Raw genomic sequence first — 18,332 nt, 5'->3', positions numbered from 1 at the left:
TTTTTCACGTGTTTCCCGAGCCTGGCTGTCTATCGGACCCGAGAAATACTGTTCCAAAATTCTCTCACGGACTGCCCGTCTGTTGCCGCACGCGCAACGCATTGTTCCCGCTTCCGGGACTACAAAGTGTCATAGCTCACTTCATATTCGTCGATGGTGCACATAAAGAAAAACAATCGGTGCGCGACCGACCAGAGGAAGAAAAATATGAGCAGAGCCCCAACATCAGCAGGAAGCTGGTGGCTTCACGGTATCGTCCTGGCCATCGTCATCATTGCGGAAATAATCGGCATCCGAAAAGTTCCGATCGGCATAGGAACCGTCGTGTTCCTGCCGATCCTGTATGCGTTTGCCATCGGCATCGCGCTTAACCCGCATATTCTAAAGAAGACGGCAAAGCTCATTCCGCCGAGCGCCGTGAAACTTTCCGGCACTATGATCACCATCGCGATCATGCCGTTCATTGCGAAGTTCGGAACAACAGTTGGGCCTCAGATCGAGAAAATCATCGAGGCAGGCCCGGCGCTTGTCTTGCAGGAAATAGGCAATCTCGGAACGATCCTGATCGCTTTCCCGGTCGCCGTGTTTCTCCTGCGTATGGGCCGTGAGGCGATCGGAGCCACCTACTCGATCGACCGCGAACCGAACATCGCATTGATTGCCGATCGCTACGGCCTGAACAGCCCCGAGGGAGCTGGCGCAATGGGCGTCTATGCCACCGGGACGCTGATCGGTACATTCGTCTTCGCAATCATGCCTCCTCTGATCCATGCGCTTGGATGGTTCGATTATCGCGCACTGGCAATGTCCTGTGGCGTCGGCTCGGGCAGCATGCTGGCAGCCTGCACGGGTAGCCTTGCTACCGTCATGCCGGAAAACAAGGACATCATTCTGGCTCTGGCAGCGGCGAGCAACATCCTCACCTATGCGACCGGTCTTTATGTCGGCCTGTTCGTGGCACTTCCGTTGACAGAGTGGCTTTATAAGAAATCACGGCCTCACGACCCCGCCAACAAGGTTCAGACAGGAGCGAAGATATGAGCATGAACTCAACCCACACTGCGTCCGCTGAACACACATTGCCATCCGAGGGTGAAGACGAACGCAAAATCAACGTCGTCCGATACTCCGGACTTCTGTTGGTCGCGTCTCTCATCGGCCTCGTTTCGAACTGGGTAGGCACCGGCACAGACCCGCTCACCGCCTTGCCGGGCATGAGTATATTGTACCTCGTTTCGGTCGGTGGTCTTCTGTTTGCCCGTTTCATGCCGTTCTACTTGCCGGGCGTGGCATGGACGTCGCTGCTTGCGATCCTCGTGACAATTCCGGGCATTCCCGGTTCGGCATGGGTGATTTCGCAGGTAGAGGCTCTTAACTTCCTCGCTCTTGCGACGCCCGCACTGGCTTATGGCGGCCTCGCCCTCACCAAGGGCGAATTCGACATCGCACGAAAATCGGGATGGAAGATCGTCATCATCGCCGTCTGCGTGATGTTCGGCACATATATTGGCTCGGTCTTTATCGCAGACATTGCGCTTCGGATCGGTGGGCAATAATACCGGAACCAGATGCGGCCGTCCTGCAAAGACGGCTGCATCCTTCAGGAGCAAGACCTAGATGCAGCAATTCTTTCCAAGCACGGAAATCGATGAAGCCGTTCAATGGCGGCACTATCTCCACCAAAACCCTGAATTGGGATTTCAGGAGCAGGAAACGTCAGCTTTCATCGCGGCACGCCTTTCCGAATGGGGTTACTCAGTTCGCACGGGTTACGGTAAGACCGGAGTGGTCGGAACGCTCAGCCGCGGGACGTCTTCAAAGGTGATTGGCATCCGCGCAGACATCGATGCACTTCCGATCCTGGAGCAAACAGGGCTTGCCTATGCCTCCCGCACACCCGGCAAGATGCATGCCTGCGGCCACGACGGTCACGTGTCGATGGCGCTTGCCGCCGCCCGCGCCTGCAGCCGGTTGAACTTCGACGGCACGGTGCATTTCATTTTCCAACCCGCAGAAGAAAACGAGGGCGGAGGCCGGGCGATGGTCGAGGACGGCCTGTTCCGCGATTTCCCCATGGACGCAATCTACGGTCTGCACAACTGGCCGGCGCTGGAGCTTGGCAAATGCGTTGCCAGGGACGACCAGATGATGGCGGCGTTTGGAACATTCGAGATCACGATAACCGGCCGTGGCGCTCACGGAGCCATGCCCCATGAAGGTGCTGACCCGATCGTGGCCGCATCTCAAATCGTCTCCGGACTTCAAACCATTGCCAGCCGCAACGTCTCCCCTCTGGAATCCGCCGTCATTTCGGTGACACAGATACACGGAGGTGACGCCTGGAACGTCATCCCGGAGAATGTCGTCATCCGCGGCACCACGCGCTGGTTCGAGGAGGATGTCGGCGCAAAGATAGAGAAACGCATTCACGCCTTGGCAACCTCTATTGCAACCGGATTCGACTGCACTGCGACAGTCGATCATCTCTTCCGATATCCGGCGACGATAAACGATCCAGGATGCGCCGCAATCATCAGGGATATTGCCTCCACCATGCCGGGGATCGAGGTAGTCGACGCCATGCCGAGCATGGCTGCTGAAGACTTTTCCTTCATGCTCCGCGAAAAGGCAGGATGTTATTTCTGGCTTGGCGCGCAAAAGGCCGGTAAAAATCCAGGGCTCCACTCAGCCTATTTCGACTTCAACGACGCGCTTCTCCCCTTGGGGGTTCAGATGTGGATATCCCTCGTCGACAACCAGCTGAAGGCAGCGTAAGGGCGTTGCTTCAAAAGCAACGCGCATTGACCTGATAATCGTTCCGGCACAGGATGGCTTTGATGGAGACCATGGATGCCAAAGCACTGCGGATGTTTATGGCCGTCGTTCGCTTCGGCTCGATCCGCAGTGCGGCCGAACATCTCAATGTCGCCCCTTCAGTCGTCAGCCGCCAGATCGCCGATACAGAGAAGAAGATCGGTCTTCCGCTTTTCGACAGAACAAGCCGGGGCGTTGGACTGACCGAGGCCGGGGAACTGGTGTTTGAACATGGCAAACGTATCCTCGAAGACAATGGTCTGCTTTCGGAACAACTCGACCAGCTGAGAGGCGTGCAACGGGGACGCATCCGGCTTTGTTGTGGTGAGGGTTTTCTAGGGGACCTCATCGAACACGGGCTAAAGCCCTTCGTCACCGTCTATCCGGCGATCCGTTACGACGTCCAGTTGGGAAGTACCGAAGGCGTTCTCGATAGTGTCGCCAACGGCGATACGGATATTGGCATTGCCTACAATCCGGTCATCGATATTCGTGTCCGGTCCCTCGCCATTTCCCGGCAACCGCTTTGTCTTGTCGCCCCACTCGGACATCGGCTGTTGAGCAACCCGCGGGTGGCGCTCGAAGACTGCCTGGCTGACACGCAATACGCCTTGCTCAGCAAAGGACACGGCGTCACCCAGCTTGTCAGCCGTGTCGCGGCCAATTGTGGTGCAGCGGTTACACCGCTGATCGAGACGCCGTCCATCGATGCTCTGCGCCGCTTCGTGGCCGCCGGCCTTGGCGTGACCTTCCTCCCCAGATTCGCCGTGTCAACCGAACTTATGAGGTCGGCGTTCGGCGTCGTCGAACTGAGCGATCCGCTTCTGTCCGAGGCCAGCGCCCACCTGATGGTCAAAGCACGGCGCCGGCTGCCCAGGTCGGTGGACAGTCTCGCAGGATATCTCGCCGCCGAAATGACGGCGTTCAAAGCCTGATGCGCGTTGCTGAACCCGCAACGCTCTGTACCCGGACACCTCACTATCGAGTGTCCCCTTTTGATGAGAACGTCCCACCTGAATGATCGTCAGCCGATGCCACGCGGCGGCGCAGATAAAGGGAGTTCGATCAAATGTCGGATGCAAAGCAGACAATTGTTGGAATAATTGGCCTTGGAAGCATGGGCCTTGGCATGGCTCAAACGCTGGCTGGCAAGGGTTTCCGGACATTGGGTTTCGATCTGTCGGAAGAGAGGAAAGAGCTGGCGCAGCAGTCCGGCGTCGTTGCCGTAGACACCATCGCGCATGCGTTTGAAGAGAGCACTTTCCTGGTCTTCTCGCTGCCAACGGCCAAGGACGTTGCCAGCGTGGTCAACGACCAGATCGAAATCCTGAAAAGCCGGAGCGCTCAGCGGGTGATCATCATCGACACCTCGACGTCGGAACCAGACGTGAGCCGCGAGCTTGCCGCAAAGCTTGCCTTGCTTGGTCACGGCTTTCTGGATGCACCGGTCAGCGGCGGCCCCGCCGGTGCTGCCTCTGGCAAGTTGACGATGATGATTGGTGGCACTGACGAAGACGTCGCTCTTGCAAGGCCCGCCATCGAAGCCATGTCGGCCAAAGCCCTGCATGTGGGGCCTAGCGGCGCGGGCAATGTCGCCAAGCTGGTGAACAACCTTCTTGCCGCAGCACACATGGTAACGACCAGTGAGGGTCTGAAGCTTGCTCTCGCCGCAGGGATCGATCCCGAAGCAGCGCTACGTGTTCTCAACGCAGCGTCGGGTCGATCTATGATCAGCGAAGTGCATTTCCCAACGTGGATCATGTCGGACAAGTTCGACAGCGGTTTCTCGATGGGACTGATGCGAAAGGACGTTCGGCTTGCGCATGAGCTTGCAGCAAGGACCGGTGCAGACCTGCCTATGGCAGAGATCGTTGCAAAACTTTGGTCCGGCTCCAGCGACCTGAAAGATTCCGACGACTTTACCCGCATGGGCGCTTTCCAGCCCGCTTCAAACTAAGGACGAGCATTATGGGCAACGTAGATATCATCCGCGATCCGGGTCCGCGCATTCGCGAAATCCTCAAGGCCTTCATCGGCACCGAAGAGATCGGCAGTTTCGTTAATGGTGAGATTGTCTTCGGTTCGGGCGAAGAGCTCACCCTTACCGATCCCTCCAGCGGCAAATCCTTCGCGACATACAAAGACGCCGACAGTTCGGTGGTGGACAGCGCAATGGATGCCGCCGCCAGAGCGCAACGCGCATGGATGCAACTCACCGCCTCCGGCCGCGGACGGGTCATGAACGAGATCGCACGCACGATCCGCGAACATTCGGCCGACATCGCTGAAATCGAAAGCCGCTCGGCTGGCCGTCCGATCCGCGATATCCGTGGCGAAGTCGTCAAAGTCGCAGAGATGTTCGAATATTACGCCGGATGGTGCGACAAGCTGCATGGCGACGTCATTCCCGTTCCGACTTCCCATCTCAACTACACACGCCAGGAACCGATCGGCGTGGTTGTACAGATCACGCCGTGGAACGCACCGCTGAACACCGGCGGATGGCAGATCGCGCCCGCCATCTGTGCTGGCAACGCGGTCGTCATCAAGCCCTCCGAACTGACGCCGCTCAGCACCATCATTCTGGGTCTTCTCTGCGAGCAGGGTGGAGCGCCCCGCGGCCTGGTGAACGTCATCGCGGGCCAGGGCGTGACCGCCGGGCAAGCAGCCGTGGCCCACGCCAAGACGGGTCTTGTCGTGTTCGTCGGATCGGCGCATGCGGGATCTCTGATTGCAGCGGCGGCAGCCAAAAATGTGGTCCCCTGTATTCTTGAACTTGGCGGCAAATCTGCCAACGTCGTTTTCGACGACGCCGATATCGACCGCGCAATCCTCGGCGCCCAATCGGCGATCTTTGGCGGCGCGGGACAAAGTTGTGTTGCCGGTTCAAGACTGCTGATTCATCGTTCTGTTCATCAGCAGTTCATCGAGCGCTATGCGGCGGCAACGGCGAAAATTCCTGTCGGCGACCCCTATCTCGACACAACCCAGATCGGTCCGATCAACAATCTACGCCAGTGGAACAAGATCAGCGAGATGGTCCAGCAGGGCATCAGCGAAGGCGCGCATCTGGCTACAGGCGGACGCAAGCCAGAGCACCTCGAGGAGACAGGCGGCTTTTATTTTGCGCCAACCATCCTCGATAATGTCGCTTCGGATGCGACGATCTCGAAAGAAGAGGTTTTCGGCCCGGTCGTCGGCGTTACGCCATTCGATACGGAGGAGGAGGCAATCTCGCTCGCCAATGACAATCCTTACGGACTTGCCGGAGCTGTCTGGACGCAAAACGTCGCACGGGCACACCGGGTCGCCTCGCAGGTCCGGGCGGGAACATTCTGGATCAACGGCTACAAGACCATCAGCGTGATGTCGCCTTTTGGTGGTTTCGGCAAAAGCGGTTACGGCCGTTCCAGCGGCAGGGACGCGCTTCTCGCTTATACCCAGACAAAAAGCATCTGGGTCGAAACCGCCGCGGAACCGGTCATCACCTTCGGTTATTTCTCGGGCTGATCAAGGCAGGACCGGGCAACAGTCCGGTCCTCATCTCGCTGGAGGCCGTGGCGCTATTGCTCCTCGGGAGGGGCGACGGCACAGGCTATTCATCGCGGTTGCCATCGGTATTGGCGTAGGTTGCGCAGCGGGTTGGGACGCGATCAACGTCCCATAGAGATCGAGCCGAATTTCAAAAGATCAAGGGGCCTTCGGCGGCTCTCCATCAACGACGGTCTTTGCCGTCATCTCCTGCTGCGGCCATCGGCGCAGTGCCTCCCGTCCGGTATCGGTCAAGCCGTAGACGCCTCTATCCAGACGGTCAAACCAGCCATAGACGTTTGCAAGCAAAATCTTCCCGGCATCCGGTATGCTGGATCTGACTTGACGCACGCGCAGCGGCCCCGATGTCAACGCCAAAGCGCAGCCGAGTGCCTGCTGCCGGTACGCGGTCATGATTGGTGCGCGGGTGCTTCCACCCACCGCCGGATCTCCGCGTCGCCTCTCGTGTTCACGTATCAATCGCGAACGCCGTTTCGGGTTGGTTCGCGGCATCGGTGATATGGAACTGACAATAACGCTGACGTCCCCAACATCGGAAATGCCGAGCATGCCGATCCCGAGCCTGCGGCAGAGGTCGCGATAACGTTTATCAGCCTCGCGGCCCTTGCCCTTGGCTGAGACCCGTGCCGCAATCCAGACCTCGTCTGCGATAGCCGCGCGATCAACCGCCTGCAAAATAAGCTCCAGATTGAAGCTCAGTTTTAGCTCGCAGATGACGACAACAGGCGGATCGGCGTCGCTCAATCCGACGAGGTCACAACTGCCAACCTCACCTTTGACAGTGTAACCCGCTTGCTCAAGGAAAGATTTGACGGGCAGATAAAGTGAAGTTTCCATGTACCCGCAGATTAAAGTGACGATCCAGGCGCTAGATATATCGATCCGCCTGCGTAGAACAACCATTATAACCACCCATGCGGTTGCAAGTTGTCGGTGGTGCGGGCAGTCGCCAATAATCCCTAAGACGATCAATTGACACTTTTCCCCAAAAGTGGACGACTTTTTGGTGGAAAAATACGATCAAAAATCGTCGAGGATTCGATTTGCGATCGGCAAGGCACCGGCAATCAGAGTCCAATCACCGGTGCAAGTGTTTACGAAAAAGCCTTCAATCTCTCATCTGACCTCAGGCGCGAAAGACCTCGCATTTCTCAAAACTCTTCCCAATTGTCTGGCGATGTGCTCAGGGCGGCATTGCCGGAGAACGCAGCTTTAATCTTTCCGCCGAGTGCACGCGCAGGAGAAACAGCAGGCCTGTCGGCGGACGAGGCTGCGCGAACCGGTGCGGAGATGTCGCTGTAACCACCTTCTGACAATTTGAACCGAGCGAGCAGTTGGTTGAGCGACGAAGCCTCGCGTGCAAGCCCGTGGCTTGCCGCCGTGCTTTCTTCCACCATGGCAGCGTTCTTCTGGGTGTCCTGGTCCATCTGGTTCACAGCCGTATTGATCTGCTGGAGACCAGAGGATTGCTCCTGTGCCGATTCCGCGATCGCCATCACGTGACGGTTGATTTCCTGTACTTCCGTGACGATGAGTTCGAGTGCTTTGCCCGTTTCGCCAACCAGTTGCACACCTTGCTGAACCTGACTGTTCGATGTCGTAATGAGATTCTTGATCTCCTTGGCGGCACCTGCGGAACGCTGTGCCAGTTCGCGAACCTCTTGGGCAACAACCGCAAATCCCTTGCCCGCCTCACCGGCACGGGCAGCTTCCACGCCTGCATTCAGCGCCAGAAGGTTGGTCTGGAAAGCAATCTCGTCGATCACGCCGATAATGTTGGAAATCTCATCAGCGGATGCAGCAATTTGCTCCATAGCCGTGACAGCTTTCTGCACCACTTCTCCCGACTGTTCCGCGCCAACTTTTGCACGACTGACAAAGTGGCCCGCTTCTTGCGCCCGTTTGGTCGAGTCTTTCACCGTCGTGGTGATCTCTTCCAGTGCAGCAGCAGTCTCCTCGACGGCCGCTGCCTGCTGTTCCGTACGCTTGGCCAGATCGTCAGCTGCGGCCCTGATCTCGTTCGCGCCGGAGTCGATGCCGCGCGCGTTCTGCGCCACCTGGTTCAGAGTCGATTGCAGCTGTTCCGCTGCCCTGTTGAAGTCGCCGCGAATACCGTCAAGGCTGGACACGAACGGCTGAGCGATCCGGTAAGTAACGTCGCCCTGAGCGATCTTCGAAAGGGCAGCAGCAAGGTTGTCGACGGCGAATTGCACGTCGGCAGCTTCTTTCGCCTTCTGTTTCTCGCGCTCTATCCGGTCCTGCTCTGAAGATGACCGATGGTTTTCCGTTTCATTCTCAAGCCGGAGGCGCTCGATGGCGTTCTCGCGAAATGCCTGAACAGCAGCGGCCATCTGGCCGACTTCATCCTTGCGGTCCATACCTTCGATTTCGCTGGCTGTATCGCCTGCCGCCAACGACCCCATCCGCTCGCGAAGCCGCGCAATCGGAGTGGTAATGCCACGCGAAGAAATAAGCAGGCCGAGCGCGATCAATGCCAGGGAAACAAGTGTTATGCTGACCAGAGCTGTCCAGATTGTCGTGTTGGTGCTGGCCGTGAGGCGCTCTCTCCCATCGTTCATCACCTGGATCAGTTGCTCGTTCCCCGCGCTGATTTTCGGTGAGACTTCAGTTATTTTTCGAAGGACGTTAAGCGCCATCTGCTGAGCTTCAGCATTTTTTCCCGCCTGCATGAGAGCGATGACCTGATTGCCGATTTCCTCAACCTCGGCAACGCCCTTGAGGATATCACGAGCGGCATCCGTCCGGGCCGGCACCAGCTGCATGATTTTATTCTGCCGTTCTTCCAGTTGCTTCCGGTCGGCCTTGAATGTTTTGACAGCGGCCTCGAAATCACTGCTGGTCGAGTCATTGAGGCTGGCGCGAAGCATCTGCATGCCGAGTGCATTGAGATTGCCGCTGGTTCGGGCGTTCAGCACCGCAGCAAGCGCCTCATTGGCGATGAAATCACTGTAGACATTGTCGGTATTTTTATATTGCAAGCTGACGTAGCTGATTCCGGAAAGCGACATCAAACTCATCACCGATATGACGAATAAGACCTTTGTTTTTATTTTGGTATTCTTCAGGAAAGACATGAATAGCCTCAGGGCAAGCGCTCCTCCAGCTGTCCGCGCAGGAAGCCAGGGAAACAAACAATGGAACATCGCGGGTAGCTGTGCCCCTCCTCATAGGGCGACAAGCGGATATCCGCTCCGGGCCGCCAAAGGCTGGGCGCGTTGGATCCACTCGTTCTACCAGCCCCGCCGATGAAACTTTGGAACCTGCGTATTTTAGATTTCACAAAATTACTAAATGAAGTGTTACCCGGCATATGCAAACGATGACATGTGTGATGCCGTAAACTTACTCGGGCTTTGATTTTCGACGGGCTGCGCGCTTTCGCGAGCCGGACTCGAAAGAGAAGATTATCCTCACCGTTTCAGCACCTGCTTGATGCTGGCGGCATCGGTATTTTCACGAGGATATCGATGGGGCCGACGGCTTGCCGCATCGATTTAACCGTCCCGGAGGTCGCGTCACGCGAGGCAATGTCCAGCGTGCGGGCCATGGCTTTGCCCTTATTCTTTTCGATCAGCAGTCACGGTGTATGCATAAACTCACAATTTATTGTGGTTGCCCTTCGGAGCAATTTGGCCTTGTTTGTAGACTCACACTCTTCACGGGAGGGAAATTATGTCGATAAAAACAACAACTCGCGCCACGCTGCTGGTAGGATCGCTTCTGATTGGCGCAAGTTCCGCACTTGCAGAAACAGTTCTTCACCGCGGCAATTCCGGGGAGCCTCAGACGCTCGATCAGGCACAGACCTCGATCAATATCGAAGCCTTTATCCTCAAAGACCTTTATGAAGGTCTCACCATTTACGATGCTGCCGGCAAGATCGTTCCCGGTACGGCGGAAAGCTGGACGCTGTCTGAGGATGGTACCGTCTACACGTTCAAACTGCGTGCAGATGCGAAGTGGTCGGATGGCACTCCGGTAACGGCTGGAGATTTTGTTTTCTCCTATCAGCGCGTCGAAGACCCGAAGACCGCAGCAAAATATGCGAATATTCTTTATCCGATCAAGAACGCCGAGAAGATAAACAAGGGCGAAACTTCGGTTGACCAGCTTGGCGTCAAGGCCGTGGATGACAAGACCCTTGAGATCACACTCGAGCGCTCAACACCGTTCTTCCTTGAACTCCTTGCCCACCAGACAGCTCTGCCGATCTCGAAGGCAAGCTTTGACAAGAACGGAACCAACTTCGTAAAGCCGGGCGTCATGGTCTCGAACGGTGCTTACAAGCTTGAAGCGCATGTTCCCAATGACAGCTTGACGGTGGTCAAGAACACCAACTTCTGGGACGCATCGAACACCAAGATCGACAAGGTCATCTTCTACCCGATCGACGACCAGGCCGCATCCGTTCGTCGTTTCGAAGCCAAGGAAATGGACCTCGCCTACAACTTTTCCGCGGACCAGATCGACCGTCTGCGCAAGGCCTATGGCGAACAGGTTCACGTTTCGCCGACGCTTGCGACCTATTACTATACCTTCGACACGCGTGAAGCGCCGTATAACGATGTCCGCGTCCGTCAAGCCCTGTCCATGGCAGTCGACCGCGATTTTCTCGCCAAGGAAATCTACAGCGGTTCGCAGGTTCCCGCCTACTCCATGGTTCCTCCGGGCATGGACTCCTACGGTGAGCCTGCGAAAGCAGAGTTTGCGACGCTGTCGCAACTCGATCGTGAAGACGAAGCCGTCAAACTCATGAAGGAAGCCGGTTACGGCGAGGGCGGCAAGCCGCTTTCCGTCGAAATTCGCTACAACACCAACCCGAACCATGAGCGCGTTGCCACCGCTATTGCGGACATGTGGAAAAATACCTTTGGCGCGAAAGTGTCACTGGTGAACCTCGACGTCGCCTCGCATTACGGCTACCTGCAGGAAGGCGGCAAGTACAACGTTGCGCGTGCAGGCTGGGTTGCCGACTATGCGGATGCGGAAAACTTCCTCGCCCTTTCGGTATCCTCCAACAAGACCTTCAACTACTCGAAGTTCAATAATGCCGAATATGATGCGCTGATGCAGAAGTCATATGACGAAAAGGATCCTGCTGCTCGCTCCAAACTGTTGCACGAGGCAGAAACCATCCTCATGAAGGAACAGCCGGTTGCTCCGCTTCTCACACAGGCGGACCTGTGGCTGGTTTCCAATCGCGTGAAGGGTTGGGAAGACAATGCTGCTAACGAACACCTCAGCCGCTTCCTGAGCGTTTCCGAATAAGCAGTGCTGGCACGGTGGCCGAAACCACCGTGCCATGTCGGAGCCTGAAAATCATGATTTCATTTATCCTGCGCCGTTTGGCGAGCGCCGTGCCGACATTGTTCATCGTCGTCACGATTTCGTTTTTCCTGATGCGTTTCGCACCGGGCGGTCCGTTCAACCTCGAGCGGCCCCTGCCCCCGCAAACCATGGAAAACCTGATGAGAACCTATCATCTGGATGAACCATTGTGGCGCCAGTATCTCATCTATCTCGGCAACGCCGCCACCGGCGATTTCGGTCCGAGCTACATCTACAAGGACAACACCGTCGCCCAGTTGATCGGCAAAGGCCTGCCCTATTCGCTGGAGCTCGGTTGCTATGCTCTTTTGCTGGCGTTGGTCGGCGGCATTCTTGCCGGCACCTTTGCCGCACTCAGACAGAATAGCACCTTCGATTTCTCCATCATGTCCATCTCGACCATCGGCATCACCGTGCCGAACTTCGTCGTCGCACCTGTCCTCACGCTTATCTTCGCCGTCTTGCTGGGGCTTCTGCCCGCAGGTAGCTGGGGTGATGGGTCGCTACGCTATCTAATTCTTCCGATGATCGCGCTCGCCTTGCCGCAGCTTGCGGTCATCGCGCGTCTGACGCGCGGTGCAATGATCGAGGCTCTGCGCATGGACCATATCCGCACCGCCAGAGCCTATGGCCTCCCGGCTCGCAGCGTCGTGGTGGTTCACGCCATGCGCGCGGCGATGCTGCCGGTCGTTTCATATCTTGCGCCTTGCGCCGCAGCGCTGCTGACGGGCTCGGCGGTCATCGAGACGATCTTCACCATTCCCGGTGTCGGCCGCTACTTCGTTCTTGGCGCCATCAATCGTGACTACACGCTGGTCATGGGAACGGTCGTTCTCATCGCCATTTTCGTCATCCTGTTCAATCTCGTGGTCGATATTCTCTACGGCCTGCTCGATCCGAGGGTCAGACATGACTGATATCTCCGGCAATATCGCCCCTCAGCCATCGGTGAAAAGCCGAAGCCTGTTCCAGCTTGCAGCCCTGCGTTTCAGACGAAACAAGGCCGCCATGGCTGGCTCCATCATGCTTGTGCTGATCACACTTTTCTCGTTTATCGGCCCGCATTTCCTTTCACACACCTATGATCAGGTGTTTTCGTCCTACGTCTCCGTCGCGCCAAGCCTCGAGCCGCGCCCGGACGTGAACAACCTCCAGAGCGTCATGGAAGGTGTGGCAGGCCGTGCGCGCGTCGAACTGAAGGAGTTTGCCGTCGAAGGGCAGACCTTCACGGCAACGGTTACCTCCAGCAGCCCGATTGACCCGCGCACGACACGTTATTTCGACCGCACCAACGAATTCGAAAACACGAAAGTCGTTGCTACGGAAGATGATGGTCGAACACTGAAGTTGGAAGGCGATGTCAATCGCGAATACTTCTTCTTCGGTACAGATTCAAACGGTCGCGACATGCTGGCTCGCGTAATGCTGGGCGGCCAGATCTCCATTGCCGTCGGCGTTCTCGCCAGCCTCGTTTCGCTCGGCATCGGCGTGCTTTACGGCGCTACGGCGGGTTACATCGGCGGGCGCGTCGACAATGTAATGATGCGTTTCGTCGAGATCCTCTATTCGCTGCCCTTCGTCTTCCTGGTCGTGGTTCTCGTGGTTTTCTTCGGGCGTAGCTTCATCCTGATCTTCCTTGTCATTGGCGCAGTGGAGTGGCTGGATATGGCGCGTATCGTGCGTGGCCAGACGCTTGCCTTGAAACGGCGGGAATTTGTGGCAGCAGCTCAGGCCTTGGGTTTGAGCGACTGGCAGATCATCCGCCGTCACATCATCCCCAACACCATCGGTCCCGTGGTCGTGTTCGTGACGGTCGTTGTCCCGAAAGTCATACTTCTTGAAAGCTTCCTCTCCTTTCTCGGCCTTGGCGTTCAGGCGCCACTCACGAGCTGGGGTGCGCTCATTTCCGAAGGCGCCAACAATATTCAGTCGGCCCCGTGGCTGCTGATATTCCCGGCAATCTTCTTCGTGCTGACGCTTTTTTCGCTGAACTTCGTAGGCGACGGATTGCGTGATGCACTCGATCCCAAGGATCGTTGACATGAATACGACATCTGAAAACATTCTCACCGTCCGCAATCTCAAGGTCGATTTTGCCACGCCAGACGGCACGGTCAACGCCGTCAAAGGTGTCGATCTCCACGTAAAGCAGGGTGAAACGCTCGCTGTCGTCGGGGAATCCGGCTCCGGCAAAAGCCAGACCATGATGGGCATCATGGGCCTCTTGGCTTCCAACGGCGTCATTCAAGGCTCGGCGCAATATCGTGGACGCGAGTTGGTAGGCTTGCCGGTCAACGAGCTGAACAAAATCCGTGGCGCGAAAATCACCATGATTTTCCAGGAGCCGATGACCTCGCTCGATCCGCTTTACAGGATCGGCGCGCAGATCGCCGAGCCAATCGTCCATCACCGGGGCGGCAGCAAGAAGGAAGCGAGGGCACGCGTTCTCGAGCTTCTGAAACTTGTCGGTATTCCAGACCCGGAGCGGCGCATCGACAGTTACCCGCATGAACTTTCAGGCGGCCAGCGCCAACGCGTCATGATCGCCATGGCGCTGGCAAACGAGCCGGATATTCTGATCGCGGATGAGCCAACCACCGCGCTCGACGTGACAATCCAGGCGCAGATCCTTGATCTTCTGAAGTCGTTGCAGCAGCGCTTCGGCATGGCCGTGGTGTTGATAACGCACGATCTCGGTGTCGTCAGGCATTTTGCCGATCGTGTTGCGGTTATGCGCCGAGGCGAGATCGTTGAAACCGGTCCGACGGAAGAGGTCTTCGAGCGCCCGCAGGCGGACTATACGAGGATGCTTCTCGATGCCGAACCCAGCGGCCACAAGCCGCCGGTCGGCAAAGAAGCGCCGGTCGTTCTCTCTGGCCAGAACGTCACGATCGATTATGTGATCCCGGGCGGCTTCCTGTCGAAGTCACGGGCTTTCAGGGCCGTGGACAGCGTTAATGTCAGCCTTCATCAAGGGCAGACCATCGGCATCGTCGGTGAATCCGGATCAGGCAAGTCCACGCTCGGTCGCGCGCTTCTGCGCCTTGTCACTGCAGAAGGCCGCATTTTCTTCGGCAAGACGGAAATCACCGGACTTGGCCGAACGGCAATGAGGCCATTGCGGCGGCAGCTGCAGCTCGTGTTCCAGGATCCGTATGGATCTCTTTCGCCAAGGCAGACTGTTGGAGAGATCATCACTGAGGGTCTCTTTGTGCACGACCCACAGCTCAGCCGCGCGCAGCGCGACGAGCGAGCGATAGAAGCGCTGAAAGAAGTCGGCCTCGATCCCGCCGCCCGCAACCGCTACCCGCACGAGTTTTCAGGCGGGCAACGTCAGCGTATCGCAATTGCCCGCGCGATCATCCTCAAGCCAGATGTCGTCATTCTCGATGAACCTACATCGGCGCTGGACCGATCCATTCAAGGACAAGTTATCGACCTCTTGCGTAATTTGCAGAAAACGCACAACCTTTCCTACATCTTCATCAGCCACGACCTCTCAGTCATAAAGGCCATTTCGGATTATGTCATCGTGATGAGAAACGGGAAGATTGTCGAAGAGGGAGAAACGGACGCGATATTCGAGCGGCCGGCGGCTGAATATACCAAAACACTGATTAAATCCGCGTTTTCGGCCGAACTAACATCATAGATTACAGCCCGGCACTGCCGGGCCTTTTCTGGCCCCGTTACAAAAGATCCGGTTTGTGGAGGAGGTCGTTATTTCGCGGCCATGGCGGCCTTCCTCTCCTGTTCAATCCCGACCATATCGTCACGTAGCAAACAGGTTCGATGATGTGCGAAAGCTGGTACCCGCCACAGGACTAAGCGACGTCCAAATTCATAACAAAATCCGCGGTTTCATGGGCATGAATGCGGGTAAAACGTATCAGCTCGTCGAAGTGACGTTGCATCTTACGGATGGCTTCAGCGTTATTGAGCACAAGATACATGGCGCCGACGAAAAGTGCTGCCCGTTGCGAACCGAAGATCGTATAGGGCACGGAAAAGCGTTCTTTTTCATTGAACAGAAACAGCCGGAATGATGGGTATAGCTCGCTGATAAGTCCCGACATATGTTTGAGTTGTTCGGCACGTGTCTCGCGGTCCAAACCGCTCCACATACCGCGCCCCTGCGCAAAAGCTTCCAGCGTTTCGAGCGGCATGCAAACTTCCATGTCGGTACCAGGTTGGCGATTATAATCGAGTCGAAACGCCGTTTCGCTGGCCTGCGCCATCACACTCTGATGCGCGCCCATGGCCTCGAAAGCGATGATCTCGGGTGTGCGAAGCAGATCGGGAATGCGTGCCGGAACATAACGGATTTTGGTGCCTGCCGCTTCCGCATGCCACTTCATCAACAGCGTATCCGTATAGTCCGCACCGCCCTCCTCGATCTCGAAACTTGGCCGCAATTCCCCCATCAACCCCTGATCATGGGAAAGACCGAGTAGCCAGTCGAGCGAGACGGAATGTCGCTCGGCGATATTCAGCAGCGTCTCCACACGCGGAAGCCGCGCCGAATCACCGGAAAGCAATTGCGAAAGTGCTGATCGATCAATGCCAATGGCGGCGGCAAAAGACGCCTGGCTGTCTTCTGACCTGTTCACCAGCTGGATCAGGCGGGCACGAAACAATTCTGCGAGCGTGCGTTTGTCCACAATTCACCCGTTTGTTTATAATTATCATCATAATGCTTAAACTGTTATCAAAATCAACAGTTGGTCACCATAAACCCGTTGTGGCTGACTGAGACTGGTGCGACCCTGCGATGACAGGGGCATCAAGAGTATGAAATGACAGACATATTGGCAAAGAAGACGGCGCGGCTGACTGGCGTGCGCCGCAGAAGAAAGCGTGACCGAATTGAATGGCCAACCGTCTCGCTGTTGGCGGTCTGTTACGGTCTCTGGATTTTCGCGGGATATTTTCTGTATCCGATGTTTCCAATCGTTTCTCTGGTGCTCATGGGCATTGCAGTCGCCCTGCACTCCTCGCTCCAGCACGAGGTTCTGCATGGACACCCCACGCGCAATGCACGACTGAACGAAGCTTTGGTCTTTCTGCCGCTCGGGATTTTCTACCCCTATCGCAGTTACAAGCGCACGCATCTGCAACACCATGCAGACGAGCGTCTGACCGACCCATTCGACGATCCGGAAAGCTATTACCGGGCCATGGGCGACTGGCAAAAGATGCCGTCGTTCCTCAAGGTCCTGCTGGGATGGAACAATACGTTCATCGGGCGTCTGGTCATCGGCCCTCCGCTGATGGTTGTTGGTTTCACGATATCCGAATGGCGCAAGATCGCGCAAGGTGATCGGCGGGTGATCTATGCCTGGACCTTGCATCTGGCCGGACTTGTTCCGACACTGCTGGTCATATCCCTGATTTTCGGCGTTCCAATCTGGCTGTATGTTGGTGTGGCGGCCTATCTGGGCATATCCATCATCGCCATTCGCTCCTATTGCGAACATCAATGGTCCGAACAGCCGGATGGGAGAACGATCATTGTTGAAAACTCCATCCTGGCTCCACTGTTTCTCTATAACAACCTGCATTTCGTGCATCACAAAATGCCGACAGCGGCCTGGTATAAATTGCCCTCCCTCTACAGCGAGAGGCGCGCGGAGTGGCAGAAGATGAATGACGGATATGTGTTTAGCAATTATTTCGAGGTGTTCCGCGCTTTCGCCTTCAAGGCCAAGGAACCGGTAGCGCATCCTGTCTTGAGACGGGACGAGCAAGTTTTAATCGCGTCACCCGTCGTGCCTGCCGCTCTGATTTTTTGTGACCATGCGATGCAGGAACAAGACGTGAGACTGGAAATTCCGTCGTGACATGGATCGCGGCACTGCCAATGTATGACTGGCCCGAACTGCGCAATGAGACGGACAGGCTGTGGGCCGATATGCGCAACCGTTTTTTAGCAGAGGGTATCGACGCTCCCAAAGGCCTCACCAGACACAACGGCGATATGCCGGCGGTTCCGGGAGGTATTCGTGGAAAGGACGGCGCCATCATTGCCGCAGACCCTGCCACGCTCGATCCCGATGCATTGGATCTTGCGGTGCTCTGGCGGCATCCGGCTCTGCTGATCTCCGGCACCTGCTGGGGGCCAATGGAGTTTGGCCTGCAGGATCATGTGCAGGTGATTGGACAGAGCGATTATAATGGCATCAAGGGTGGTGCAGGCGAGTTCTATTCCAGCGCCATCATTGCCCGCATAGCCGACGGTGGAGAGGGTGCAGAACCTTCGAAAACCGGTGAGGCCGCTTTGCCGAAAGGATTTCTTAGCGGGAAAATACTGGCATTCAACGAGCACAAGTCATTATCCGGCTATCTAAGCTTGAAACGCGATCTGGAAGCAGAAGGCGCGGGCCTCGATCTGTTTGAAAATTGTCTCGAAACCGGTGCGCACCGCGCTTCCGTCATCGCAGTGGCCGAGGGCCGGGCGGACATTGCCGCGATTGACTGCAAATCCTGGATGCTTGCGCAACAGCATGAACCGGCCGCCCGGAGCCTTCACGTTATCGGCTGGACTGCACGGCGCAAAGGCCTGCCCTTCATCCGCGCCAAGGGTATCGATCTGCCTTTCACCATGTAAGGCACGAGCC

General features: G+C 56.7%; 15 protein-coding genes. 12 read left to right on the top strand and 3 right to left on the bottom strand.

Annotated elements, in window-relative coordinates:
• The first annotated feature begins 207 nt into the window (after positions 1-207).
• The 6 genes from ASD46_RS23445 (at position 208) to ASD46_RS23420 (ending at position 6,324) form a co-directional block, all read left to right on the top strand.
• Positions 208-1,041: a DUF3100 domain-containing protein gene (locus ASD46_RS23445; protein WP_013762197.1), complete on the top strand. Its 834-nt coding sequence runs from the start codon at positions 208-210 to the stop codon at positions 1,039-1,041.
• Positions 1,038-1,556 carry a hypothetical protein gene (locus tag ASD46_RS23440; RefSeq protein ID WP_003518302.1) on the top strand — a complete coding sequence of 173 codons (519 nt, stop codon included), beginning with the start codon at positions 1,038-1,040 and terminating at the stop codon, positions 1,554-1,556. Before ASD46_RS23445 ends, ASD46_RS23440 begins: the two co-directional genes overlap by 4 nt.
• Positions 1,557-1,617: 61 nt before the next feature.
• Entirely contained in the window at positions 1,618-2,775 is a 1,158-nt protein-coding gene (locus tag ASD46_RS23435) for a M20 aminoacylase family protein (RefSeq protein ID WP_013762196.1), read from the top strand.
• 62 nt (positions 2,776-2,837) lie between these two features.
• Positions 2,838-3,749 carry a LysR family transcriptional regulator gene (locus ASD46_RS23430; protein ID WP_003518306.1) on the top strand — a complete coding sequence of 304 codons (912 nt, stop codon included), beginning with the start codon at positions 2,838-2,840 and terminating at the stop codon, positions 3,747-3,749.
• Positions 3,750-3,883: 134 nt separating this feature from the next.
• Complete coding sequence (locus ASD46_RS23425; RefSeq protein ID WP_013762195.1) at positions 3,884-4,771, top strand: NAD(P)-dependent oxidoreductase; 888 nt, start codon at positions 3,884-3,886, stop codon at positions 4,769-4,771.
• An 11-nt stretch (positions 4,772-4,782) separates the two neighbouring features.
• A complete protein-coding gene (locus ASD46_RS23420; protein WP_003518309.1) occupies positions 4,783-6,324 on the top strand; it encodes an aldehyde dehydrogenase family protein in 1,542 nt (513 codons plus the stop codon).
• 180 nt (positions 6,325-6,504) lie between these two features.
• On the opposite strand, the gene ASD46_RS23415 is transcribed toward ASD46_RS23420, so the two are convergent.
• Together ASD46_RS23415 and ASD46_RS23410 are read right to left on the bottom strand one after the other, a co-directional pair.
• The gene (locus ASD46_RS23415; protein WP_035200048.1) at positions 6,505-7,203 is read right to left on the bottom strand and encodes a DUF2161 domain-containing phosphodiesterase; all 699 of its coding nucleotides are present in this window, start codon (positions 7,201-7,203) and stop codon (positions 6,505-6,507) included.
• 314 nt (positions 7,204-7,517) lie between these two features.
• A complete protein-coding gene (locus ASD46_RS23410; protein ID WP_060642834.1) occupies positions 7,518-9,461 on the bottom strand; it encodes a methyl-accepting chemotaxis protein in 1,944 nt (647 codons plus the stop codon).
• A 598-nt stretch (positions 9,462-10,059) separates the two neighbouring features.
• Here ASD46_RS23410 and ASD46_RS23405 point away from each other — a divergent pair.
• From ASD46_RS23405 to ASD46_RS23390, 4 genes are read left to right on the top strand one after another with little or no spacing between them, the layout of a single operon-like run.
• The gene (locus tag ASD46_RS23405) at positions 10,060-11,655 is read left to right on the top strand and encodes a peptide ABC transporter substrate-binding protein (protein WP_003518320.1); all 1,596 of its coding nucleotides are present in this window, start codon (positions 10,060-10,062) and stop codon (positions 11,653-11,655) included.
• A gap of 53 nt (positions 11,656-11,708) precedes the next feature.
• On the top strand, positions 11,709-12,632 hold the full coding sequence (gene oppB, locus ASD46_RS23400) for an oligopeptide ABC transporter permease OppB (RefSeq protein WP_013762192.1): 924 nt from the start codon (positions 11,709-11,711) through the stop codon (positions 12,630-12,632).
• On the top strand, positions 12,625-13,755 hold the full coding sequence (locus tag ASD46_RS23395; RefSeq protein WP_060642833.1) for an ABC transporter permease: 1,131 nt from the start codon (positions 12,625-12,627) through the stop codon (positions 13,753-13,755). Before oppB ends, ASD46_RS23395 begins: the two co-directional genes overlap by 8 nt.
• Before the next feature lies 1 nt (position 13,756).
• On the top strand, positions 13,757-15,367 hold the full coding sequence (locus tag ASD46_RS23390; protein ID WP_035200041.1) for an ABC transporter ATP-binding protein: 1,611 nt from the start codon (positions 13,757-13,759) through the stop codon (positions 15,365-15,367).
• 172 nt (positions 15,368-15,539) lie between these two features.
• Here ASD46_RS23390 and ASD46_RS23385 read toward each other — a convergent pair whose 3' ends face one another.
• Positions 15,540-16,376, bottom strand: coding sequence for a helix-turn-helix domain-containing protein (locus ASD46_RS23385; RefSeq protein ID WP_025595146.1), 837 nt, complete (start codon positions 16,374-16,376; stop codon positions 15,540-15,542).
• Between the two features lie 135 nt (positions 16,377-16,511).
• Here ASD46_RS23385 and ASD46_RS23380 point away from each other — a divergent pair, with 135 nt between their 5' ends.
• Together ASD46_RS23380 and ASD46_RS23375 are read left to right on the top strand one after the other, a co-directional pair.
• The gene (locus tag ASD46_RS23380; RefSeq protein WP_013762188.1) at positions 16,512-17,555 is read left to right on the top strand and encodes a fatty acid desaturase; all 1,044 of its coding nucleotides are present in this window, start codon (positions 16,512-16,514) and stop codon (positions 17,553-17,555) included.
• Between the two features lie 20 nt (positions 17,556-17,575).
• Entirely contained in the window at positions 17,576-18,322 is a 747-nt protein-coding gene (locus tag ASD46_RS23375) for a PhnD/SsuA/transferrin family substrate-binding protein (RefSeq protein WP_013762187.1), read from the top strand.
• Positions 18,323-18,332 lie beyond the last annotated feature (10 nt).

Source organism: Rhizobium sp. Root491, assembly GCF_001427205.1.
Classification (GTDB): Bacteria; Pseudomonadota; Alphaproteobacteria; order Rhizobiales; family Rhizobiaceae; genus Agrobacterium; species Agrobacterium tumefaciens.
Note: the sequence above shows the minus strand (reverse complement) of the source record. Positions and strands in the feature narration are given on the sequence as shown.